General features: G+C 54.1%; 13 protein-coding genes. 12 read left to right on the top strand and 1 reads right to left on the bottom strand.

Annotated features, from left to right (window positions below):
* Positions 1-22 precede the first annotated feature (22 nt).
* The 8 genes from FLT43_RS06715 to FLT43_RS06680 all read left to right on the top strand — a co-directional run bounded on the left by FLT43_RS06715 (position 23) and on the right by FLT43_RS06680 (position 15,844).
* Positions 23-5,785 (top strand): non-ribosomal peptide synthetase, encoded by a 5,763-nt coding sequence (locus tag FLT43_RS06715; protein WP_087442438.1) that lies wholly within the window; start codon positions 23-25, stop codon positions 5,783-5,785.
* 14 nt (positions 5,786-5,799) lie between these two features.
* Complete coding sequence (locus FLT43_RS06710) at positions 5,800-6,609, top strand: methyltransferase domain-containing protein (RefSeq protein WP_087442439.1); 810 nt, start codon at positions 5,800-5,802, stop codon at positions 6,607-6,609.
* Between the two features lie 17 nt (positions 6,610-6,626).
* Positions 6,627-7,877, top strand: coding sequence for an MFS transporter (locus tag FLT43_RS06705; protein WP_087442440.1), 1,251 nt, complete (start codon positions 6,627-6,629; stop codon positions 7,875-7,877).
* 22 nt (positions 7,878-7,899) lie between these two features.
* The gene (locus FLT43_RS06700; RefSeq protein ID WP_087442441.1) at positions 7,900-9,153 is read left to right on the top strand and encodes an MFS transporter; all 1,254 of its coding nucleotides are present in this window, start codon (positions 7,900-7,902) and stop codon (positions 9,151-9,153) included.
* A gap of 4 nt (positions 9,154-9,157) precedes the next feature.
* Complete coding sequence (locus tag FLT43_RS06695) at positions 9,158-9,862, top strand: ABC transporter ATP-binding protein (protein ID WP_087442442.1); 705 nt, start codon at positions 9,158-9,160, stop codon at positions 9,860-9,862.
* Positions 9,863-9,886: 24 nt separating this feature from the next.
* Positions 9,887-12,256, top strand: coding sequence for an ABC transporter permease (locus FLT43_RS06690; protein ID WP_087442443.1), 2,370 nt, complete (start codon positions 9,887-9,889; stop codon positions 12,254-12,256).
* A 623-nt stretch (positions 12,257-12,879) separates the two neighbouring features.
* The gene (locus tag FLT43_RS06685) at positions 12,880-14,523 is read left to right on the top strand and encodes a hydroxysqualene dehydroxylase (protein WP_087442444.1); all 1,644 of its coding nucleotides are present in this window, start codon (positions 12,880-12,882) and stop codon (positions 14,521-14,523) included.
* A 22-nt stretch (positions 14,524-14,545) separates the two neighbouring features.
* The gene (locus tag FLT43_RS06680) at positions 14,546-15,844 is read left to right on the top strand and encodes a sensor histidine kinase (RefSeq protein ID WP_244951372.1); all 1,299 of its coding nucleotides are present in this window, start codon (positions 14,546-14,548) and stop codon (positions 15,842-15,844) included.
* Positions 15,845-15,966: 122 nt separating this feature from the next.
* On the opposite strand, the gene FLT43_RS06675 is transcribed toward FLT43_RS06680, so the two are convergent.
* A complete protein-coding gene (locus tag FLT43_RS06675) occupies positions 15,967-18,141 on the bottom strand; it encodes a HelD family protein (protein ID WP_087442445.1) in 2,175 nt (724 codons plus the stop codon).
* Positions 18,142-18,719: 578 nt separating this feature from the next.
* On the opposite strand from FLT43_RS06675, the gene FLT43_RS06665 reads away from it, so the two are divergent.
* The 4 genes from FLT43_RS06665 (at position 18,720) to FLT43_RS06650 (ending at position 24,041) form a co-directional block, all read left to right on the top strand.
* Entirely contained in the window at positions 18,720-19,484 is a 765-nt protein-coding gene (locus FLT43_RS06665) for an ABC transporter ATP-binding protein (protein ID WP_087442446.1), read from the top strand.
* Positions 19,459-21,345: an ABC transporter permease gene (locus tag FLT43_RS06660; RefSeq protein WP_087442447.1), complete on the top strand. Its 1,887-nt coding sequence runs from the start codon at positions 19,459-19,461 to the stop codon at positions 21,343-21,345. The genes FLT43_RS06665 and FLT43_RS06660 overlap by 26 nt, the downstream gene beginning before the upstream one ends.
* 917 nt (positions 21,346-22,262) lie before the next feature.
* The gene (locus FLT43_RS06655; protein ID WP_087442448.1) at positions 22,263-23,498 is read left to right on the top strand and encodes a metallophosphoesterase family protein; all 1,236 of its coding nucleotides are present in this window, start codon (positions 22,263-22,265) and stop codon (positions 23,496-23,498) included.
* A gap of 162 nt (positions 23,499-23,660) precedes the next feature.
* Positions 23,661-24,041, top strand: coding sequence for an ATP-binding cassette domain-containing protein (locus FLT43_RS06650; protein WP_164776485.1), 381 nt, complete (start codon positions 23,661-23,663; stop codon positions 24,039-24,041).
* Positions 24,042-24,411 lie beyond the last annotated feature (370 nt).

Genomic DNA, 24,411 nt, shown 5'->3' with positions numbered 1-24,411 from the left:
TCCGGTGGAACGGTGGGTGCTTATGACGAACAAAAATGAATTGGAAACGCGACGTTCACTTTTGTCGGACAAGCAGCGCGAGCTGCTTGAGCAGTGGAAGCTGGGACGAGGCAGGAAGCAACCGCGGATTGTTCCCAGACCGGAAGAAGATGGCCTGGTGCTGTCTCCGGCTCAGAAAAGGCTTTGGTTCATGGATCAAATGCTGGCGGATAAGTCTGCTTACAACATGTATTTTGCCGTGAGGTTCCGCGGAGAGCTGGACATAGAGGCAGCCCGCCGGGCGCTGCAGCATATTATCGACCGCCATGAGTCACTGCGCATCAATTTCATCAATTCCGGCGGTCGGCCGCAACTGCGGCGGATGGAGCATTTCACGCTGGAATTGCCCATCGAAGATGTTAGCGGACGGCATGGGACAGAAGCTGAAGCTGAAGCGAACGCGGTGATCCAGCGCGTCATTTCTTCGCCTTTCGATCTGGAGAGAGGGCTTCTGATGCGTGCGCAGGTCATCCGGTTGAAGGAGCGGGAGCATATGCTCGCGATATGCCTGCACCATATTATTTCCGACGGCTGGTCCATGGGCGTGCTGGCAAAGGAATGGGTGGCGTGTTACCGATCTTATTCAGAAGGCAATACGCCCGCCCTTGCTTCCTTGCCGATTCAGTATCGCGATTTCGCGCATTGGCAGACGGAGCAGCTAAATTCGGGGGCATGGGAGAAGCATTTGCGTTATTGGAAGGACAGATTGGAGCATTGCCCGAGCATTGCGCTCGCACCGGACAAAAAAATGACGGATTGGGCCGGAAACCGGGGCGGAGAGGTGTCCTTTGAACTCCCGGACGATCTGGCTCATGCACTCAAAGCATTTTGCGCCGAAGCAGACGCGACAATGTTCATGGCGCTGATCGCCCTGTTCGGGGGCTTGCTCTACCGCTATACTCATGAGCGCACGCTCGTGGTCGGGACGCCTGTTGCCAATCGCAACGATACCGAAATCGAAGGTCTCATCGGTTACTTCGTCAATTTATTGCCGCTTCGCGTGGACATAAGCGCGGACATGACATTCCGCGAACTGCTGCGACAAGTGGCAGCAACGGCGGCCGAAGCATACGATCATCAGGATTTCCCTTTCGACCGCATCGTTGAGGAACTGCAGCCGGATCGCCAAGGATGGGCCATCCCGCTAGTTCGAAATCTGTTCGTCTATCAAAATACGCCGGCCGTCGATATCCAGCTTCCGAAAGCGCGAGCGGAGAGCATCAGACTGTTTAACGGCACGTCGAAGTCGGATGTGCTGCTGTCGATGGCGGAATTGCAAGGAAAAATCACCGGGCGGCTTGAATATAACGCCAATCTGTTCGTTCCGCAGTCGATGCGGAACTTCGTCAATCACTTTATTCAGTTCATTCGATCGGCGCTGTCTGCGCCTGATCGGCCTATTGACCGGCTGGACTTGATGGAGGAGGGCGAGCGGGAGAGCATGCTGCAGCGCTCCGGTGCAATAGAGGCAATTGCGACGGCATCGGAAGGCATTCATCGGCAATTCGAGCGCAATGCGGCCCTGTATCCGAACAATGCAGCGTTGAAGTGGAATGAAGCGGTTTGGACATACCGGGAGCTCAACGCTTATGCGAACCGGCTTGCCCGCCATCTGCTGCAGTCGGGGGCTGAGCCCGGGCAATTCATCGGTTTGTGCATGAACCGCTCCCCTTATCTGATTGCCGGAATCCTGGCCATCTTAAAAGCCGGCTGCGCATATGTACCTCTCGATCCGGCGTATCCCGAAGAACGCATCCGCTGGATGCTGAGCGACTCGGGATGCGCGCTGCTGCTGGTGGATGAAGAGACCCGGGACTTGATGGCAGTCCGTTCTTGCACGCGTATTAATGCATCGGCGCTGCAGGAGGATCCGGCAAGCGATTCTGCGAGCGATCTGTCTGTATTCGTCAATGAATCCGAATTGGCCTACATGATCTACACGTCAGGATCCACAGGGAAGCCTAAGGGAGTGCTTGTCGAGCATGGCAGCGTGAACCGATTGTTCGCAGCGACGCGGCGATTGTTCGGCTTCCATGCGCAAGATGTATGGACGCTGTATCACTCATGCGCCTTCGATTTTTCTGTCTGGGAAATATGGGGGGCACTGCTGCATGGAGGAAGCCTTGTGATTGTGCCTGCCGGCGTGACGCGTTCCTTCGAGGACTTCTATCGGCTTCTCGTGCGCGAGCGGGTAACGGTACTGAATCAGACGCCGTCTGCCTTCAAGCAATTGATCCATGTCGAGCAGCATGACGGGTTCGAGGAGGCTGGGGAACTGTCGCTGCGCTACATTATTTTCGGCGGGGAAGCGCTGGAGCTGCAGTCGCTGCGACCTTGGTTCCGGCTGCATGGAGATCGTCGGCCTCAGTTGATCAATATGTACGGCATTACCGAAATTACGGTACACGCGACGTTCCGTCCGATTACGCTGGAGGATCTGGATGCCGGGGCGGGCAGTGTCATCGGCGTGCCGCTGCCGGATCTGGAAGCGTACATACTCGACGAGCATGGCCAGCCGGTTCCCTTGGGGGTTCCGGGGGAGCTGTATATTGGCGGGAGAGGCGTAGCCCGCGGATACTGGAAGCGCGAAGAGCTGACCAGGGAGCGGTTCATCGCGAATCCGTTCGCTTCCGTATCGGCGAATGGACCCCGGGCTCGCCTGTACCGATCCGGGGACTTGGCCAGATGGACGGCGGCGGGAGAGATCGAATATTTGGGCCGCCGTGACGAGCAGGTGAAGGTTCGCGGCTATCGCATTGAGCTTGGCGAGATCGAGAGCGCTGTGAGCGATCACGAGCTGGTGTCCCAAAGCGTGGTCGTTGCCGAACGGAATGAGCACGGAGATGCCAAATTAACATGTTATTTGATCCCGCACAAAAATGAACTGCATGCGCACGGCACGCTTCGGCAGTTCAAAGGCGAACTGGTCGATCGATGGGAAACGGTATTCGACAGTTATTACGCCAAAGGCAATGAACATGACGACAAGACATTCCATATCGTCGGATGGAATGACACCTATACGGGGCTGCCCATACCGGCGGTCGAGATGGAGGAATGGACCAGCGAAACGGTCGAACGGATTCTGAAGTACAGGCCAAAACGGGTGCTGGAAATCGGATGCGGTACCGGCTTGCTGCTGTTCCGGATCGCCCCGTCGTGCGAGTCCTATATCGGCACCGATTTATCCGAGAACGCGATCGAATATGTCAGTTCGCATCTGCACCTGCTGGGAGAGAATCGCCATAAGGTTTCGCTGTTCAAATGCAATGCCCACGAGCTTCCCGACGTGGAGCAGGTCGATATGGTCATATTGAACTCGGTGGTGCAGTATTTCCCGGATGTCTCGTATCTGAATGAGGTTCTGCAGCATGTTGCCGGCAAATTGAAGCCGGGAGGATGCATTTTTCTCGGCGACATTTGCGGCCTTATGTTCAGAGAAGCGTTCCATTGCTCCGTCGTGCTGAATGGCGTGGACGAGCGGCTTTCACTGCCGGAGTTCGACCGGCGCGTGCTTCGCAAAATGAAGCAGCACAGCGAACTGATGCTGGATACCGGCTATTTCGCGCAATTGCAGCGGGAACTGACCTCCATCCGAACGGTTGAAGTGCTCTATAAAAAGGGCATCTATCGCAATGAGATGAACAAATTCCGATACGATGCGGTGCTGCATGTCGGCGATAAACCGGTATGGGAGACCGATGCTCTCTATGAATGGAGTCCCGATATCAAGCGGCAGCTGCGTGAAGGCAAGTTGTGCGCCGAACATTCGTCCGCCTGCTTCCTCGTGACGGGAATCCCGAATGGACGCCTTGCGGAGGAGTGGGAATTCATGCGCTGGCGGCGCCAGGCCGATCCGGCGGACACGATCGCGGATTACCGCAGGCATCTCATGCAGGAGTCGCCCTCATGGCAATGGACAGATCCGGCGGACATTCTGCAATGGGGCGGACAGAGCCATCGTGTGGAACTTCTGTTGTCCGATGATGAGAAAGGCTTGGACGCGATCTTCATGCCTTACGGGGAGGAGAAGCTGACGCCTTGCAGATACACGGGTGCACACAAGGCTTCATTGGAGCTGGCAAGCATTCCGATGCAGCAGGAGGTGGAAGGAAGGCTGGCCGCCAGCATTCGAGAAGAGCTGAAGCAAAGGCTGCCGGACTTTATGATTCCGTCCCAATTCGTGGTACTGGAGCAATTCCCGCTTACGGCCAACAGCAAGATCGAGCGCGCAAAATTGCGCGAGCTGAAGCCCGGCAGGCACTTGGCGGATAAAGAGACGGCGTCAGATGTTGCGCAGCACTTCACGGATACGGAGCAGGCGCTGCGCGAGATGTGGCTAGGCTTGCTTGATGTGGAGCATGTCGGATTAGAGGATAGCTTTTTCGATATGGGCGGCCACTCGCTGCTAATCAGCCGGATGATGTTCCAGATTCGGAAGCAGTTCCAGGTGCAGATTCCGCTAGTACAGTTGATGCAAGAGCCGACGATCAAGAGCATTGCCTCGCAAATCGATAGGGTGTTGGCGCAGGAAGAAACTGGGGAAGGACTGGACTTGGCAAGCAGGATCGTGCTCGATCCGGCCATTCAGGCTGCGGACATCCCGCAGGCGGTGAGCATGGCACAGGATGAAGCCGTGCTTCTGACGGGAAGCACGGGATTCTTCGGGGCGTTCCTGCTGCATGAGTTATTGCAGCCCGATTCCGCTAGGCACGTCTATTGTCTGGTACGCGCTGCGGATCGGGAGACAGGCATGCGCAGGATCGCCGAGGGGATGAGAAAGTATGGGCTATGGAAGGACGAGTACGAGACGCGGGTTACGGCGGTAATCGGAGATTTGGGTGCAGCGCGTCTAGGGCTGGACGAGAAGGCATACGAATTCTTGACCAAGCAGATCACGTCCATTTTTCACAACGGAGCCATCGTGAATTTTGCCCAACCTTATTTGGCTTTGGAGGCAGTCAATGTCAAGGGGTGCGAGGAGATATTGCGGTTTGCCGCGGCCGGAGCCGTGAAGCCGATCCATTATATCTCCACTTTATATGTATTCTCTGAAAAAGATGCCAAAATCAAGAAAATCATTCTAGAGGATGATGTGCCTGTTTGTAGCGATGCTTTAAAATTGGGGTACACGCAAAGCAAATGGGTGGCGGAAGGAGTAATGCGGGAAGGCAGAACACGCGGAATCCCCGTCAGCATGTACCGTCTTGGCCGGATTTCGGGCGACAGCCGAACTGGGGCGTGCCAAGACAGTGACTTCTTCTGGAAAATCATCCGCTTCTGTCTCCAGCTTGGCGCATTCCCGGATATCGATTTCCGATTCAACTTGATTCCGGCCGACTTTGCCGCAGACATCATCGTTCGGCTAGCCTCCTCTCAATTCTCGAATCAGACATTTCACGTGATGAATGATCACGATTGCTCATTCAAGGATATCACCCGCATACTCGCGAAGCGAGGATATTCATTTGCGCAACTGCCTTGGATGGATTGGAAGGCGAGAGTGTCGCAGAGCCTGGAAGCAGGTACTGATGCAGGCAATGCGGGTGGGCTCGACATCTCGATCGTGCCGTTCATTGAAGAAATGTCCATCAGTGAAGGCGATACACCCGTCTTTGACGCGGACAAAGTGTTCTCCTTCCTGAAAGACCGTAAGCTAGAGTGCCCCCAAATGGATGCAGACAGATTGGCCATGTATATCGATTATTTTGCTGCCAGCGGTTATTTCGAACCAATTTCCGTGTAAAGAGGAGGATGAACATGAACAAGCTGATGATGGATGAAGGAAAGCTGAAGCGGTTGTTAGAACGGATGAAGGGGCAAATGAACATCAGTTGGTCCAAGGAAGAACAGGTTCTCGGACAGTTCGGCGTCAAGGACGGCGATTCCATTCTGGAGGTTGGCAGCGGTCCCGGATTCGTAACGGAGCAGCTCTCGCGAATGTTCCCTTCGAGCCGCATTACTTCCATTGAAATCGAAGATTATTACGTCCAATATGCACGGCAGCGCATTGCGCCCGGAGATGATGGACGGGTAAGCGTCGTGCATGGAGACATTCTGGAACATGGCCTTCCGCTCGGTCAATTCGATGTCGCCATCGCCAGACTTGTGTTTCAGCATGTGCCGGATCCGGCACAAGCCGCAAGGAACATATTCGATCTGCTGAAACCGGGAGGAAAGCTGATTATTTTGGATGTGGATGACGCCATCTGGGGCATGGTCGATCCGGTTATTCCGGAGCTGCTGCACGTGTTGAATCAGCATGCCAAGGAGCAGGCTTCGCAAGGAGGCAACCGGTTCATTGGCCGCCAGCTCTGGCATATGCTGCAGCAGGCCGGCTATGCCGATTTGCAGCTGAAGCTGCTCGCTTCACATAGCGACGAGCTCGGCATCGAAGCCTTCCTGCCGCAAGTAGATGCCGAGGAGATGCGAACGATGGTGGACAGCGGATTTGCAACGGAAGAAGAAGTGGCGGCCGTGCAGAAAGGCGTCTCTTCCTTTCTCGCCAGTGAGCACCCATACGCCATGCTCATCATGATGGCCGTCTGCGGTGTAAGACCTAACTCATAGAAGGGGAGCGTGTCTTTATGGGAACAAACGATACGCCGTCTGCCGTTGCCCGCATCCTGTTCTGGTCGGCTGTTATCTTTAACGTGGCCGTGTGGATCGATCTGGTGTCGATGCTGAATTACTGGGGCTTTTACCATGCCGCCACGCCCATCCAGCTCGGGATTCTTATCATGAGCTTTTCGGGTTCCATGGCCCTGGCGACAGCAATGGGAAGCGGACGGATTCAGAAGCGGAATGTACTGGTTATGATGGGAGCTGCTTGGGGGAGCGGGATGATCATGGTCCTTCATTTATACGTGGCGTCTTTTGCCGCGGCAATCGCGCTGATCCTCATCAAAGGCTTGCTCATCGGATGCTTTGTTAACGGACAGGAGGTATTGCTGCGGAGGATGACCTCTCCGCAGCTATATGCGGCGCTTGACAATCGGTTCGAATGGCTGGTGGCGATCGTCAAGTGCGCCGGGCCGCTGGCTGCCGGATTAAGCGTGATGGTATGGCAACCGCAGGTGACCGTGTGGATAGCCGCCGTTACCTATGCCGTTACTGCCATTCCCGCAGCCTTTCTGTCCAGACCTGCGCGAGCGGGGGAAGCGAGCAGGGAGGAGCCGGCCCAGGACAACGGGAACGTGCAGCATCCAGGCGAGGCGCCGGACGCATCCGTTCGCGCATACCTGATGTCGGGGCTCATTATCCTTGCGGCGATGTCCTTCTTCGTCACGGTCGGCGATTCACAATTGGTCGTGTTGTTCCGCGACATCTACCAATGGGATAATGCCGCGATCGTGGCTTATGTGATGGCTGCCGCAGGTCTCGGCACGCTGTTGGTTCGGATGCGGGTGGCAACATCCGGAGTCCAGCCCTCCTTCAAGGCGATAAGCCTGTCCTCGGCAGGGTTGGCGCTCGTATTTCTTGCCGTTACGTGGGCCATGAGCCGGCACATGGACGTGGCCTGGCTATTGGGACTGTTTTTTGCCGGCGGCGTATGTTGGCAAATCGGCTTCTCCCTTTATCTGAAAAAGCTCGGTCAATTGGCTGCCGCTCGCGCAAAAATGGTGCAATTCGGCACGGTCATGGCGCTTACGTATATTTTGGGGCCCCTCTTCGGAGGAATGGGCGTGGCATGGCTCGGAATCGGCGCGACGTTCTTGTGGGCGGGAGTGTGCATATTTGTCTTCGGCCTTGCGGCCAGTGCGGGGTATGCCGCGATTCTGGCAAAGCTGCGCAAATCGGCTCAGCGCTCATCCCATCCAGTGAAGGAAGCGAAATGAGAAAAGGGGGGAAGCGGTCTGCATGGAAGCAGCGAAACAGAGTTTGTTCGGCAATAAAAATGTAGTGTATTTATTATCCGCACAGCTATTTTCCGCTTTGGGAGACGGAATATCCCTGCTCGCTATACTGGCCTTGTTCGGCTTTCAAATGGAAGCCTCCCCGATGGAAATGGCATATGTCACGTTGTCTTTAGGGCTTCCATTTGTTCTCTTCGGTCCCCTCACGGGCGTGTTGGCAGATAAATTCGACCGCAAGAAAATCATGATATTTTCGGATATTGCTCGCTGCGTCATCATGCTCGCGATTGCATTCACGGATCAAATCTGGGTGTTGTACAGCTTGTTCTTCCTGAAAGGAACCTTCGAATCGATGTTTACTCCGGCCAAGAACGGAAAGGTGAAGGAATATGTCCCTAACGAGCAGATGGATCAGGTGGTCGGCATCACGACGATCATCGACTACGGATCCAAAATTGTCGGGCCTGCGGTCGGAGGGGTGCTGGTGGCGGTGACGGGCGTGAAGCTTGCCTTTTATATTGACGCCGCGTCTTTCCTCATTTCGGCCTTGCTGCTGCTGGGATTATCAAAGCGGTCGATCCCGGAGGAACAGGACGGAAAGGGCGAGGAATCGTTCGTCTCTTTGTTCAAAAACGGATTAACGTTCATACGGAACACGCCGGCTCTGCTATATAGCTCCATTGCATTCAGCGTCGCCATGCTTGTGCTGACCTTGACGGATACCCAACTCGTCGTGCTGATGCGCGAAATGTCCGACGTTCCGGCGTCCTTGTTCGGCATCGTCATGGGAGCGATCGGCCTCGGAACGCTGGCGGTCGCCGCTTACTTGTCCAAAGCGAAAATAAACGGCGCAATTGCCTATATGTCCCTGGGGTGCCTCGGGGCAGGCGTCGCTTTTGTGTTGATTACCCTGTTCACGCAATGGGAATTGTCAGGGAAGTGGATATGGTATCCTGCGTTAGGACTGTTCGGCGGTTGTTTTGCGGCGCTCGTATTTGTTCCTTTCCAATCGATGGCTCAGAAGCTGACGCCGGAGTCTTATACGAGCCGCGTGTTCGGAGTTATCGGCAGCCTCAGCACATTTGCCACGATCGTTGGCCCTTTGATGGGCGGGGTGTTGATCGACTTATACGGCGTGTTCCCCATTTTCTTCGTCGTTAGCGGCCTGCTCGTATTGACGAGCGCGGCTCTTGTGGCGTTGTACCTGACAGACAGCAAGACCAAGCACGCGGCGGTCGATGGTTACGAAGGGGGATAATCAAATGGACTTAATAACAGTCAACAATGTCAGCAAGACATATGGCGAAAAGGAAAGCCGGGTTCGGGCGCTCGACGGGATTACCGTCCGCATTACAAAAGGCGATTTTGTCGCTTTGCTTGGTCCGAGCGGCTCCGGCAAGTCTACTTTGCTGAACGTGATGTCCGGCCTGGAGCAGGCGGATGCGGGAGAAATTTATTTTGCCGAACAGCCTATTTCCCGGTATGGGGATAAGCAATTGGTCGAATTTCGACGGAAGCATACAGGGTATATTTTTCAACAGTATCATTTGATTTCGAATTTGACGGTTCAAGAAAATATTGAGATCGGGCAATATCTGAACGTGGATAGTCTCAACTTGGATGAACTCACGAAGGAATTGAATATCCATCATCTGAAAAGCCGGTTCCCGTATGAACTGTCCGGGGGCCAGCAGCAGCGGGTAGCGATTGCCAGGGCATTGATCAAAAAGCCCGAGGTGCTGTTTTGCGACGAAGCGACGGGCGCTCTGGATGAAGCGAACGGAAAGCAGGTGCTGAACTGCTTGCAAAATATGCAGCGAAAATACGGTATTACGATTGTCTTCGTCACGCATCATCTCGGAATCGCGAAAATGGCCCGGCACATTATCAGGCTGAATAGCGGCCGACTGATTGCCGAAGAAGTGAACGATCATCCGCTTTCGGCCGAGGAAATCAGTTGGGGGTAACATCATTGCAGGGGATGTGTATTCATGAGAAACGTAATGAGGTTAGTGTGGCGCGATTTGTTGAAGCATCGGCTGCAGGTATGGCTTATGCTTCTCCTCATCGTGGCTACATCCTTTATTTATTTCTTTATTCAATATGCTTCGGACGGAATCCGCACGGAATACGAACGCTTTGCCGGAGCAAGCGGCCAGGAGCATTTTGCTTTCCGCCCAAATCTGGCCGTGCTGCTGGAGGGAGAGAAGCTGCGGCAGCTTGCACGGAGGGCATCCATATCCCAGCAAGAGTTAGACTCGCTTGGACTGGAGAACCTGATCGATACCGGCATGCTGCGACTGCCGGATGAAGAAGCTGCGGCAGCTGTGCGCTTGAGCGAGGAATATCGATTCGATGCAGCGGAGGTGAAATATAAAGAGAACGTCGATCAAGGAATTCTCTATCGCTGGTACGATGATGTCAGCGAGCGGAGCGTGAATCGGATTCATGTCGTAGAAGGGCGGATGCCCGCAGACAACGGCGAAATTGCCGTTGCCTTACATGCCGGTACGGGGCAGCCGTGGAAGGTCGGCGATCGGCTGACAATCGGGGATCAGACATACGCCGTTACTGGAACTGTCATACTTCCCGAACAAATGCGGCGATATGCGGCTGACGCAGAACGTCCTGTCCATATTATCGTGTCCGCGAAGCAATATGAAAGGATTAACGGCAAGGAATTTCATTATTTTTGCGGACGTTTCCGAGATGGAGTATATAAAGAAGACGTAATCCGTCAAATGGCAGAGGACGTACGCTTTGCTTCCTTCCTGCCTGCTCAAGATAATCCCGAGGCGACGGAACTGGCGAAGGGCGCGGCTTCCAATTCCGGGATGGCGGTCATATTTTTGATTATCTTGACGCTGTTATGCACAGGGGTATTTCTCATCTTTCTGAATCGCCGCTTGCGGCAGCAACAGAAATCACTGGGATGTCTGATTGCGCTAGGTTATCCGCGCGCCCAGCTCCGTAAGGCCTACGTCGCCATTCATGCGGCGCTATGTGCGGCTGGAGTTATTCTGGGTCTGCTTCTCGCGTATTTTGCCAGCGACTTGCTCCTCCAGCAGTTTCAGGCCCAATATGTGATGCCCGCCTTTCCGAAGAAGCTTGATGCTTCTTCCTTGCTGACGGGTGTGCTCGTCATCATGATCGGCTTCAATGCGGCATCCTATTGGATGCTGGCTCGGATCATGAACGGCGACGCGGCTGCGATGCTTCACGCCAGGCAGAAGCAGGAACACGTTAATTTCCTTACCAGGTGGGTAAGCCGCGCAACGGCTGGTCTGCCTTTCATTTGGCGAGTTAAATTGCAAATGTCTGTAAGAAGTCTGAAAATGATCGTTATGCTTGGCATTACGGTACTGCTGTCGTCGATCCTGTTTATTATGGGCTTGTCATTGAATCAGTCGAGCTCCATTGCGGTAGAACAGAGATTCCGCGGAGTTCACTACCAATACGATATTCATTATGCGGAAGCAAGGATTTCCCAGCATGATGGGAGCCGCAATGATTACTATTTGCAGAAGAACAAGCGCATGGCGTGGGACGAAGGCAGCGGCAAGCGGGCGGGAGCGACGGTCAATCTGCTGGCATTCGATGGCGACGATCAGTGGCTGACATTGTCGGACGGAAGCGGACGGGAGATGAATGCCAAGCTGAAGGAAGGAGCCATCGTGCATGTTTCCAAGGCGCAATTATACGGCTTGCAAATCGGCTCGACCATCAAGCTCCTTTTCGGCGGCAAGGAAGTTGCCGTTCCGATTGCGGCCTTCTGTTCTAATGGAGATCCGGCGGCCGTTTATATGGATAAGCTGCAGTTGACGAAGGCTCTCGGCATTTCACCGGATATTTATAACGCTTCGTTCACGCATTCGCTTGGGGCTGATGCGCGGCAGGAAGAGGGCAGCAAAGTCATATCCACCGAGAGCATGCGCAAGGAAATGCAGGATCAGGCGTCCTCCTCGCAACTGAGCGCTGTCCTGAATCAGGTCATCGGCGGTGTCATTGCGGTCATCATGGTGTGGCTCGTCGCTTTGATAACGGTAGAAGAGAACAAAGCTAACATGGCGGTACTCCGCATGATCGGGTACAGCGATAGGGAGATAGCCAATATGTTGTTGAATATATATATTGCTATTGTGACCGTTTCATATTGCGTGTTTACGCCGATCTCTTTATTGGTTGTGAGATATATACTCAACATGGTTTCGCTTAATACGAACGATTTTATTCCGTTAATCTACAGTATTTATACATTTGTTTTGGTGCTGGTCATCATTGTAGCCATTTATTATGCCGTGCTCTTCGCCGTTAGGCGGATGTATGTGCATACCTTCGGCGCGTCGCCGACTAACATGTGACAAAAACTTATCAGCAGAGTAACAGGAGAACTAGGAGCAGTAGGTGTCAGGCACTCATTGTTCTTGGCGGAACAGAGGACTATATAGATATCTCCATCCTATTTTGTGCGAGTGGGATCGACATAGTTCGGCAGGGTGCAGCACAGACATGCTTCCCGGAAGTCATTTTTTCTCCTTCAGCATGTTGAGCAAGTACCGATATTCGTACTCGTGTATTGTCCATCGGTTCGCTACATCATTAAGCTATAGCGCCGCCCACTTCCGCTGATGGAAGAGGAGCGGCGCTTATTTCTGCGGCGTACCCAAATGAATGATTCAAATTGACCGGTATTTCCGGCAACGTCTGACGAACTGATATGCAAAGAAACGCCAAACGCTAGCGCAGTTCCGAACGCGAAGTGAAGCTGTCATATGCATGGATTGTGAGTTGCATGCGCATGAAGGACGAACATGGGAACATGACGGAAAACCTCACGTCCAGTTTGATCAGGAGGTGCTGAATTTATTTATGCCTTTTACTCTAGCAAAAATGTGGAAATATGTTGAAAAATAAGCTTTCTATAGTAAGATGATATTAGTTGTTTTTCCTAAACTTCATAGAGAACAGGAGTGCAGGCGCTGAGATGGTAGCATCAGTACATCCTTCAGTTGTCGTGCTGGGCGGCGGGATCGCCGGCATGAGTGCCGCGCAGGAGCTAATGGAGCGCGGATTTCACGTTACGGTATTGGAGTCGCGCCGCATTCCCGGAGGGAAGGCGCGCAGCATGCCCGTGCCGGGAACGGGAACAGAGGGACGCCGGGATTTGCCGGCTGAACACGGATTCCGCTTCTTCCCCAAGTTCTACAAGCATGTCACGGACACGATGAAGCGCATCCCGTATCAGGGGGGGCGCCGCAGCGTCTATGATAACCTCATCGAAGGAACGAATCTGGGACTTGCGTTTTTCGACCGGCCAATGCAGCCATTTCTGACCGAATTCCCCCAGTCCATCAGCGGATGGAGAACTTTACTCAAATCTCTCTTCAGGAACAATCTCAGACTCAGCGAGCATGATATCGACCACTATGTGTCTGCGCTATGGAAGGTGTTGACCAGCTGTGACGAGCGCAGATTGCTCGATTATCAGCGCGTCTCCTGGTGGGATTTCCTGCAGGCGGAGAAGCAGTCCCCGGAATTCCGGCACATCTTTACCGGCTTGACGCGCATTCTGGTCGCGGCGAGAGCCAGAGAAGTAAACGCTTGCACCGTCGGCACGGTCGGAGCGACGATTATGCTGGACATGGTGCTGCCGGGAGGCAGTGCCGATCGGCTCTTGAACGGGCCGACGAATGATGTATGGATTACCCCGTGGCTGGACTATTTGCGCCAGAGGGGCGTCGATTACCGCTTCGGCGCCCAGGTGGAGCATATTCACTGCGAAGACAGCAGGATCCAGGGCGTCACGGTAACTGAGAACGGCCAGTCCAGACGGGTGACCGCGGATTATTACATTGCCGCGCTGCCTGTGGAAGTGATGGCCGGACTTCTCAATGAAGGGCTGCTTGCCGGCGATCCGCTTCTGGGCGGGTTAATCGAGCTGGCCACGCATGTGGAATGGATGAACGGCGTTCAATTTTATCTCAAGGAAGATGTTCCGATCATTCACGGTCATGTCATCTACATGGACAGCCCTTGGGCGCTGACCTCGGTCTCGCAGGCCCAGTTCTGGCCCGAATACCGGCTAAGCGATTATGGCAACGGTCAGGTGCGGGGGATTATCTCGATCGATGTGTCCGATTGGAAGGTCCCGGGTATCCTGTACGGGAAGCCGGCGATGGAATGCACGCGGGAGGAGATTAAGGCCGAGGTGTGGGAACAGATCAAGCGCAGTCTGAATCAGGACAAGATCGTGCTGTCCGACGATATGCTCGTGGAGTGGAATCTGGATGAAGACATTCAATATGAAGAAGGGCGGGCGACCAATGCGGAGCCGCTGCTCGTGAACCACGTGAACACCTGGAATCTGCGGCCGAACGCCTACACGGCGATTCCGAATTTGTTCCTGGCCTCCGACTATGTCCGGACGAATACGGATCTGGCTACGATGGAAAGCGCGAACGAAGCCGCCCGCCGGGCCGTCAACTGCATTTTGGAGCGCGCCGGCTCCGATGCGCCCCCCTGCAAAATATGGGACATGTATGACTACCCGATTCTGTCGGCTTGGCGTTCCAACGATCGAGCCCGCTTCCACAAAGGCTTGCCCTGGAACGGGAAAATAATCGGTTAAGTCGCTTTCGCGCGTACGGCGAATGGCAGCTAATACGTTCGGAAAGGAACGGTTAACTTTGATCGATTCGATACTATCCCAGGAATTCAAGGGACTGCTGTATATTATGTCCGCCTGTCTGATGTTCTTGCTGATCACGCCGCAGTTCATGTTCGCCAATTACCGGAGAAAGATGCTGTTCATCGGCATCCTTCTGGTGCTGACGTATTTCTATATTCGCTATGAAAAGATACATCCGTTCGTGTACGGCATTCATCTGACGCCGATCTCGCTGACGCTGGCGGCGCTGTTCGAAGGTTTTTTGCCCGGGATCGTCACCTGGCTTGCCTTCAATGTGATCACCGTGCTGCTGCTGGGCGAGAATGTGCTGGCGACCGCTGTCGGCTCGACGCTGCTGCTCGTGATGGGCCTTTTTTTCCATTACCGGCATATGCTTCAGAGCACCTATTGGCAGATTTGCCTGCTGGCCGTCACCTTGACGACGACCTATTTGCTTGGGTATTTGCTATGCTTCACCCAGTGGGAGCATCTGACTGGCATCGATGCGGGAGTGGCGGTGGTCGGCACGTATTTGTCGGCGATGTACGTCAGTTATATTTATCATCATGTCAAAAACCAGGAAAAAATGCGGGAGGAGCTGTTCCGCGCCGAGAAGTATCAGGTCGTAGGGCAGCTGGCCGCATCCATCTCCCATGAGATTCGCAACCCTCTTACCACATCCCAAGGCTTTCTCCAACTGATGAAGAAGGAGAATCTCACCCCCGGGCAATTCGAGAACTATCACCGCCATGCCGTAGCGGGAATCGAGCAGGCCAATGCAATCATCACCGATTATTTGAACTATGCCAAGCCTGTCGTCGAGCTGGCACAGCCGCTTCACGTTCAGAAGGAGGTGGATGATGTCGTCGCCATGATCGCGCCGCTGTGCGCCTTGTCCGAGGTGAAGGTGAACACCCAGCATCTGACCAAATGTCCGCGTTACGTGTCGGGGGAGTCGAAGAAGCTGCAGCAATGCCTGTTGAACATTATGAAGAACGCCGTTGAATCGATGCCAAGCGGCGGCGAACTGACCGTGACGACATGGTCCGACAACGAAGGCGTCCATATCCATATCAAGGATACTGGGGTCGGCATGAGCGAGAGTCAGATCAAGCGCATCGGCATGCCGTTCTACACGACGAAGGAGAAGGGGACCGGCTTGGGCCTGATGGTCGTCATCGGATTGATGAAGGCGATGAACGGCAAGGTCTCCTATTACAGCCGGCCGGACGAAGGGACGACCTGCGTGCTGCAATTCAAGCAGGTGCGGCTGTTCCGGTAGCGCCGATTTTGTGCCCGGCTCCGCTTAACGCAAAACAGCCAAGAGCTTTGGATAGCTCTTGGCTGTGTGAAGGCCGTCCCGATGAGAGAATCTTCCTTCTTTCGGGACGGCCTTTGTGCTATTTATGAATGCTCGTGCACGGTCCATTCATCATCTGACTGCGGGAGCAGCGGGCTGATGGCGCCGTCTACGCACAGGGTCAGCTGATGAAGCGCGCGCGTGCAGCCGACATACATCAGCCGCGCTTCCAGCGGGCTCATGCCGTAATGCGTGTCATTGGCATGGAGCAGAATGACGGCGTCGAACTCAAGCCCTTTCGACAGATAGACCGGAAGGACCGAGATGCCGCCCGAATATTGCTGCTGCCGGCCGTCGATGAGATGCGCTGCGGTGCCCAGCGCTCGGAGCCTCTCATGCCATTCGCGCGCTTCCTCTGTCGTGCGGGTCAGAATGGCCGTCGTCTGATAGCCCTGCTTCCGGTGGCGATCCAGTTCGCTGGCGACCCAGGAAGCGGCCTGCTCAGGGGCTTCGTAGCGTATGCGGACCTTGTTCCCGCTGCGGAATACCGGCTCGGCGAGCATGGTCTTCTTCACGCCGCGCTTCAGGATCGCGTTGGCGAAGTGGATAATCTCCATCGTCGAACGGTAGCTTCGCGTCAAGGCGTGATATGCCGTGTCTTCGCCGGCGAAGGCGTCGCGCATCTCCTGCCAGTCTTCGATGCCGGCATAGGCATGAATGCCTTGCGACAGGTCGCCCAATATCGTGAACGAGTGGCTCTTCGCGAGCCGATCGAGCAGGGCGACTTGAAGCGGGGAGAAGTCCTGCGCTTCGTCGATGACGATGTGATCGAACCGCTGGGCGGAGGTTACGCCATGAAGCAGCAGGTGCAGGCAGACGAGGGTGGCCACATCCTCCTGCTTCACGATGCCGCGCTTCAAGCCCGCCAACGTCTGCTTCCTTACGGATGCCGGGAGGTGCCCGGCATAGGCATCGTCCTGCAGCAGCTGCTTGTAGACTTCCATAACCTCGGCTTTGGACCAGCGCTTCAGATACGATTTTAATTTGGCGGAGCCTTTGCGCTTCTTCTCCTGCAGGCGGGACTTGCTCAGCTCCTGCTTCAGCTCCATCTCCAGCCAGCGCTGCATGCGGGCGGACACGCGCTCCAGCCGCTTGGCTGGCTCATAGGAGCGGTATTCCTGCTGGAACCAGTGCGCGATCGTCGCGTGCGGCAGCAAGCTGCCGTCCCAAGGGACGAAATCTTCCTCCGGTATAGCACGCTCCACCCAATGCTGGACGAACTCGTCCAGCAGCCGCATCCATTCCAGCGAGCCCTTGAAGCGTCCCGGGCTGCCGCTGCTATCGAGCGGCCGCTCCGCGAGGGAGCCGTACCATTGCTCGATCTCGTCCATCGGCGAGGCGAGCTGTACGCGCTCCTCCAGCCCGGTCAGCTCCAGCGCCCAATCGGCGAAGGTGCGCTGCTGGATATTGCCGACGCCCAGCTCGGGCAGCACTTCCCCGATATAGTCAAGGAACATGCGGTTCGGCGCAAAAATAATCATGCGCTCGGCATGAATCTGATCTTGATATTGATAGAGCAAGTAGGCGAGGCGATGCAGTGCGACGGTCGTCTTGCCGCTGCCGGCGACCCCTTGGATGAACAGCGCCTTGTTCTTCGGCGCGCGGATGATCGCATCCTGCTCCGATTGGATGGTCGAGACAATGTCGCGCAGCTTGTTGTCCTTGTTCTCGCCCAAGCGATAGACGAGGAATTCGTCGGTCACGCTCTCTTCTCCCTGCTCGCGGTCGAACGTATCGACCACCCGCAGAAGCTGCTCATTGCGGATCACGAGGTTCCGCTTCAAGTGGACCTCCGCTGTCAGCGTCCCCTCTGGCGCGTCGTAGGCGGCGGGCTCCAATCCGCCCGTGAAGGAGTAGAACAGGCTGGCGACGGGAGCGCGCCAATCGATGACGAGCGGGTAAGGATCCGCGCCCGGCTTGGAGGCTTGCTGCTCCCGCCTCTCGCTGGCATCGACCCCCTGCTTCCCGATGTAGAGCGGGAGTACCTGTTCGCGGCTTCCTTCCCGGACATCGAGGCGGCCGAAATACGGCTCTCTCGCCGCCCGCTGCAGACGCTGCCGGCGCTGCTCGCGAGCATCTTCCAACACTTGCTCGGTAAAATCATCTCCCGTATAGACGGGAATTTGCCGCAGTGCTTCATACTGCTTCCGGATATCCCGGAGTGTCGCATCAAGATGGTGCTGCTCTTCTTGATAGGCACTTTGAAACGTGTCAGTCACTTTCAGTTACCTCCTAAGAATGATGGTATTTCTGGAAAATGGGAACCTATCATACCATACGCTAGGAGTAAAAGCAATGACAGGAACGCTTTTTGCGATTGGCGGCACCCCGGGTCCAACAGCCAGATTCGGCGGAGAAGGTCATCCGATACGATTGATTCGACTGCCCCCCGGCGGGATTCTTCTGGGGCATTTGGCACGGCTGGATTGCTCTGTTCTCGCTTATCCTCGGCGCGATCAACGGCGAATATCGCATCTATGAAGGGTACAACACAGGGTGGTGGTATGATCTCGGCTTCTATCTTGCCCTGCTCGGCGGATTCGGGGGCTTGTCGCTTAGCCGCTCGAAGCGGAAGGATAGATGACAACGACTGCTTTTTGAACGATTCGGATTCATATAGCGATGCCAGACGGAGCATGTCCATGCGGAGACATGCTCCTTTTTGCTCATAAAGACGGATGAAAGCCAATTGTTACAATAACGAAAGCTTGGCGTAAGGAAGAAGAATGGCTCGATTCCCTATTTCGGCTTACAGTAACAGTAACAAAACGATTGCGAAGGAGCGTGCAAGTTACACATGCTGGAAGTACGGAACGTATCCAAAGTATATGAAGGGAAGCAGTCTTATCAGGCGCTGACCAATTTGAATCTGAAGGTGAACACGGGTGAATTCGTCGGCGTGATGGGGCCGTCCGGCAGCGGCAAGACGACCCTGATGAATGTCGTCTCCACGATAGACAAGCCGACCTCCGGCGAAGTCTATGTCGGCAACGAGCAGATGAACAAGCTGAGCAAGCGGAAGCTGGCGCTGTTCCGCCGGCGCGAGCTTGGCTTCGTCTTCCAGGATTTCAACCTGCTGCAGACGCTGACGGTCAAGGAGAACATTATTTTCCCGCTCGCCCTGGACGGCATCGGCATCAAGGAGCAGGATGCACGGGTACATGCGATTGCCGAGAAGCTGGGGATTACTAGCATCCTCAATAAGCGGACCTACGAGATTTCCGGGGGACAATGCCAGCGCACAGCGATCGCGCGGGCGGTCATTCACCAGCCGAGGCTGATTCTGGCCGATGAGCCGACAGGGAACCTCGACTCCAAATCCGCCCAGGACGTGCTGCAGACGCTGGAAAGATTGAACAAGGAAGAAGGCGTGACGATGATGATGGTTACGCATGACGCGCAGGCGGCGAGCTACTGCGACCGGGTCATCTTCATCAAGGACGGCACGCTGTATCAGGAACTGCACAAGACGGGAAGCCGCCAGATCTTTTTCCAAGGCATCATGGAAATCTTGTCGTCAATAGGAGGCACGCAGGATGAATATTCGCCAGTTCGCGCTTAAAAACGTATTTCGCAACAAACGGTTGTACGCCGGCTATTTTTTCAGCTGCGCGTTCTCCGTCATGATCTTTTTCGTCTATTCGATGCTGGCGCTGCATCCGGCGCTCGATTTCAGCGGCAACGGCAATTACGGCCGAGGCGCGCAAGCGGGGATGGATGTGGCCCAATACATCATCTATCTCTTTACATTTTTCTTCATTTTATATTCGATGAGTTCGTTCCTGAAATCTCGCAAAAAAGAATTCGGCATCTGCATTATGCACGGCATGTCCGATATGCAGCTGAGACGGCTCGTCTTTACGGAAAATATTGTTATCGGCTTAGGCGCAACCGTATCTGGCATCGGAGCGGGACTCGCCCTATCGAAATGGCTGCTCTTGATGAGCTCTTCGGTCCTTACGCTGGAGCAGCCGCTGTCCTTCTACTTCCCGGTGAAGGCGATCGCGATGTCAGGCGGGGCGTTCGTGCTGCTGTTCCTGATCATCTCGCTGTTCACCGCGTCGATTTTGCGCAGCAGCTCGCTTATCGACCTGTTGAAGGGTTCGGTGAAGCCGAAGCCGGAGCCGAAGGCGTCCCGCTGGCTTGCCTTCCTGGCGGTCTTCCTGCTGGCGTTAGGCTACGGCGTTGCATTCTGGGTCAAAGGTGTTCTCGTTATTTTCGCGCTGCTGCCTGTCGCCACGGTCGTAAGTATCGGAACTTACTTCCTGTTCACGCAGCTTAGCGTGTACATCATTAACAGACTAAAGACGAAAAAATTGTATCGCCGCGGCACCAATCTGATTACATTGTCGGACCTGGCCTATCGAATGAAGGACAATGCCCGCATGTTCTTCCTCGTCGCCATTATCTCGACGGTCGCGTTCACGGCAATCGGCACGCTCGTTGGCCTGAAAGCCGTGTTCACCAATATGTCTACATCCGGCTCTCCGGTCATGAGATATGAATCACATTCGGGCAACAAGCTGGAGGCGAAGCATGCCGAGCTGATTGAGCAGTCTCTGAACAAGGCGGGGATAAGCTATGAGGCTGTCGTCTTCCCGGCGAAGTTCGTGGAGGATGCGAAGACGGAGAAGTCCTATCAGGTGATTAGCGTCTCTGATTACAATCAACTGATGAAGACGAATCTGGGCCTGCGTGACGACGAAGCGCATCTATTCTATCAGGTCAATCCGATGAACATTGAGCAGGAGAAAAGCGAGGAGACATCGGTTGCTCTCGCTGCGGACAAGACGTTCGCGGTGACAGCCAACGAAGCGATGCCGGAAGAGATCACCCAGAATGTGGGCGGACGCAAAGTCATCGTCTTGTCCGACGCGGCGTTCCAGGGCTTGCCTGGGTCCGAGAGAGACGACATGATCTATACGTATTTGATCGAGGACTGGAAGTCGACGCTGGCCGTGGCGAAGCAGCTGAACAAGCAATTGGGTGACCCGGACGGCAATTATTTATTCGGCGCCAGAGCGCTGATGCTGAACGATGTGAATCAGGGCTTCGGCCAGATTTATTTGTCCGGACTATTCATCGGCGCCGTATTCTTCGTCGCAGCCGGCAGCTTCCTGTACCTGCGGTTATACTCCGATCTGGATCAGGATACGGTGCAGTATCGCGCCATCAGCAAGCTGGGATTGACGGAAGGGGAACTGTCGAAGATTGTGTCCACCCAGATTGGGTTATTGTTCTTCGTTCCGATTGTCGTCGCTATCGTACACGGCGCGGTCGCGTTGAACTCGCTGCAGAACACGTTCAGCATGAGTCTGGTGAAGGAATCCGCGATTGTCCTTGGCTCGTTCCTGGCGATTCAGATTATCTACTTTATCTTTATCCGCGCGAATTACGTGCGCAAGCTTAAAAAAGTGATCTAATCCTATCCGCAAGGGGCCGTCTCCGAAGCATTTTTTAGCTATAGTGAGACAGCCCCTCATATTTTCCAAGCTAGACTTGCCGAAAAACTGCAAAATTGCAGTATTCCCATACGGCGTTTATTTCGTTGCAGGAAATCCTGCACAACGGCATCAATTTTCTCCTACGCAATAGATATAAAGCGAAAAATCGAAGAAAATAATGCGCTTTTCAGGCTGTTGAGAAAGTCCAAGGATTTTTTGGACACTTCATTAGGACTTATCTCTCAGTAGAAAAATTTTGATTTCAATCGCTCTGATCGAAGTGCCTGAAAACTGCACAATGAAATGTCTATCCGATAGGCGAAGTCCTCAAAACTGCACGGTTTCTCAAGACACGTTGATTCGGTAGGCAAAATCCTGCATAAATACAGCAATTCGATAGGGACGAATTCACCAGAAAGGGAATCCAGTAAAACTGCAGTAATTTCACCCGTTTCTCTTCGACTTCGCTCAAAAGGGCCTAAAATGATGTAGCTGTGCAGCAATACCTCGAAATGTGGACTCATTGAGCCGAAATTCCTGTAAAATAGCAGCAATTCCCTCCACACGTTAAAACCCCAGGAGATTATTTGACTAGCCTTCGCAGCGCCTCGTTTCACTGCCTCGTCGCAGCGCTTTGTTTCACTGCCTCTTTTCAGCGCCTCGTTTCACTGCTTGTCCATATTCCGCCTTTTTTCCCGTCTTTATATTTTCGGTCATCCGTGTTGTCCCTCGTCGTTGCGCGCTCTGCCTATGGGACTGCCTCTTTTTTGCTGCCTTATGGCAGTCGAAGTTTCGATATTTCTAGGCATTAGGCAGCAAAAATTTATATTCAACCGGACAAGAAAGGAGTAGACTGAAGCTGAACCAGTGTTGAATAAAAAGGAGCTGAATGTCTGATGGTAGCTGAGCAATCTATCCCCCGTCTCGTCTTCCCGGTGATAAGTGACGTGCATATTGCGCCAACGGGCGAGGAGTCTATCCATAAGTACGAGCAAGCGCTGCGGCACTTGAATGCGCGCGCGCCGCGGCAGGACGCCTTCGTTATCGTGGGCGACCTGACGAATAATGGCACCATTGCGGAATATGAGCGCCATATGAATACGCTTCGCAAGCATAAGCAGGGCGGCGCGGAACTGCTCATTGCGATTGGGAATCATGATTACTGGAACGATCTGCCGGCGAAGGAAGCACAAGCGCGCTTTTTGGAGATGACGGGCATGGAAGCGATGTATTATCACCGCGTCATCCAAGGCTATCATTTTATCATACTGGCGACAGAGGATAAGCCGACCCACGGCTACTTCTCCCTGGACCAGATCGAATGGCTCAAGCGGCAACTGGAGGAAGCGGCCGCCGATGCGCCTGAACGGCCAATCTTTGTCTTCCTGCATCAGCATCTGAAGGATACGGTGTACGGAAGCGAAGAATGGGGCATCCAGGAAAATATCGGCGAACTGATGGCCGCACTGGATCCGTATCCTCAGGTCATTACGTTCTCCGGGCATTCTCATTACCCGTTGAACGATCCGCGCAGCATCCATCAGAAGCGCTTCACATCCGTGGGCACCGCTTCCGTTAGTTATATGGAAGTAGAGCGCGGCAAGCTTCAAGGCAATCTCCCGCCGGGACATGAGAAGTTCAGCCAAGGTTGTCTTGTTGAAGTGTACGCGGACAAGGTTGCGATTAGGCGGCTGGATTTTGCGCATCAGCGAGAGATCGGGGAAGCCTGGGTCGTGCCGGTGCCGGTAACCCCAGCGGCTTTCATCTATACAAATGAGCGCGATCAGGAACCGCCCCGGTTCCCGGCGAATGCGGAAGCTCATGTCGAAGCGGAGCTTGCGGCATGGGATTCGATTACGATCGTCTTCGATCAGGCTCAAGATAATGAACTGGTTCATTCCTACCGGATTACGCTGAAGGATGCAGAGACCGGGGCGGAGGTAACGCGTTACTTAGCTTATTCGGAATTTTATCTTTATCCAATGCCGGAGAAGCTTCAACTAATATTGGCGGAACTGGATCCGGATCGGACCTATTCAATCGAAGTTCGTGCAATGGATGCCTTCGGCAATATGAGTGAACAAGCATTGTGTACGCACGGCAGAACGAAAACGGTGTCAACCCTTGTATGATTTAGAAGAATAACATTGAGCTTAGGATGTCCCTGCGGTTATCAATGATGACGGGGGCATCTTTTTTATTTTTGGTTCAACGAACATGGAAAAGTATCAAATATCGTTGTTTTCACATATCTGTGGGTGAACGCATACTTCGGCCAGCGGAAGTTCATGCAAATGATACTGCATACGCCGGCGCAGCGGAAAGGCATAGACATCCGCGATATGGAGAAGGACAGCATGAGGGCCAATATGTCGGCCGTATTTCAAGATTTCATTAGCTACCAGCTTACGGCACGTGAAAATATCGCCATGGGACAGGTAAGCAAAATAAGTGATGGCGAAGCGATCTTGGAGGCAGCGGACAAAGCAGGTGCGGGCGAAGTGATCCGGCGGCTGCCGCATGGCATTGAGACGGAACTGGGGCCTTTGTTCGACAATGGTTATGAACTATCGGGAGGACAGTGGCAAAAAGTTGCCTTGAGCCGCGCCTTTTTGAAGGATGCGCAAGTTGTTATTTTAGATGAACCGACTGCGGCTCTTGATCCGAAGGCATAAGCCGAGGTCTACGATAATTTCACGAGATTGTACGAAGGGAAGACAACCATCATGATTTCTCATCGTCTGAGCAGCTGCCGCCATGCCGATCGAATCATTGTGCTCCGAGACGGCACGATTATTGAGGAGGAAGCCATGAGGAGTTAATCCGCAGGGAGGGCGATTACGCCCAAATGTTCACTTCGCAAGCGAAGCGCTACACCGCTTGAATTTGGGGTGGGCTTCTTCCTGCGGATAGTTCAAGAACATCTTAAAGTATCAATAATCGTTGTTTTGTCATATATTCGTGAAAGCGTTTCGAATGTAGAATGAAGGAAAAGACAAATATGGAGGGAGAACATGGAGAAGGACACGGCATCAGGCCAGATAT

The sequence above is a fragment of the Paenibacillus thiaminolyticus genome (assembly GCF_007066085.1).
GTDB lineage: Bacteria > Bacillota > Bacilli > Paenibacillales > Paenibacillaceae > Paenibacillus_B > Paenibacillus_B thiaminolyticus.
Note: the sequence above shows the minus strand (reverse complement) of the source record. Positions and strands in the feature narration are given on the sequence as shown.

What these genes read in the sequence shown, in the direction of transcription:
- FLT43_RS06715 (WP_087442438.1), top strand. Translation starts at nt 23, where the DNA reads ATGACGAACAAAAATGAATTGGAAACGCGACGTTCACTTTTGTCGGAC.
- FLT43_RS06710 (WP_087442439.1), top strand. Translation starts at nt 5,800, where the DNA reads ATGAACAAGCTGATGATGGATGAAGGAAAGCTGAAGCGGTTGTTAGAA.
- FLT43_RS06705 (WP_087442440.1), top strand. Translation starts at nt 6,627, where the DNA reads ATGGGAACAAACGATACGCCGTCTGCCGTTGCCCGCATCCTGTTCTGG.
- FLT43_RS06700 (WP_087442441.1), top strand. Translation starts at nt 7,900, where the DNA reads ATGGAAGCAGCGAAACAGAGTTTGTTCGGCAATAAAAATGTAGTGTAT.
- FLT43_RS06695 (WP_087442442.1), top strand. Translation starts at nt 9,158, where the DNA reads ATGGACTTAATAACAGTCAACAATGTCAGCAAGACATATGGCGAAAAG.
- FLT43_RS06690 (WP_087442443.1), top strand. Translation starts at nt 9,887, where the DNA reads ATGAGAAACGTAATGAGGTTAGTGTGGCGCGATTTGTTGAAGCATCGG.
- FLT43_RS06685 (WP_087442444.1), top strand. Translation starts at nt 12,880, where the DNA reads ATGGTAGCATCAGTACATCCTTCAGTTGTCGTGCTGGGCGGCGGGATC.
- FLT43_RS06680 (WP_244951372.1), top strand. Translation starts at nt 14,546, where the DNA reads ATGGCAGCTAATACGTTCGGAAAGGAACGGTTAACTTTGATCGATTCG.
- FLT43_RS06665 (WP_087442446.1), top strand. Translation starts at nt 18,720, where the DNA reads ATGCTGGAAGTACGGAACGTATCCAAAGTATATGAAGGGAAGCAGTCT.
- FLT43_RS06660 (WP_087442447.1), top strand. Translation starts at nt 19,459, where the DNA reads ATGAATATTCGCCAGTTCGCGCTTAAAAACGTATTTCGCAACAAACGG.
- FLT43_RS06655 (WP_087442448.1), top strand. Translation starts at nt 22,263, where the DNA reads ATGGTAGCTGAGCAATCTATCCCCCGTCTCGTCTTCCCGGTGATAAGT.
- FLT43_RS06650 (WP_164776485.1), top strand. Translation starts at nt 23,661, where the DNA reads ATGATACTGCATACGCCGGCGCAGCGGAAAGGCATAGACATCCGCGAT.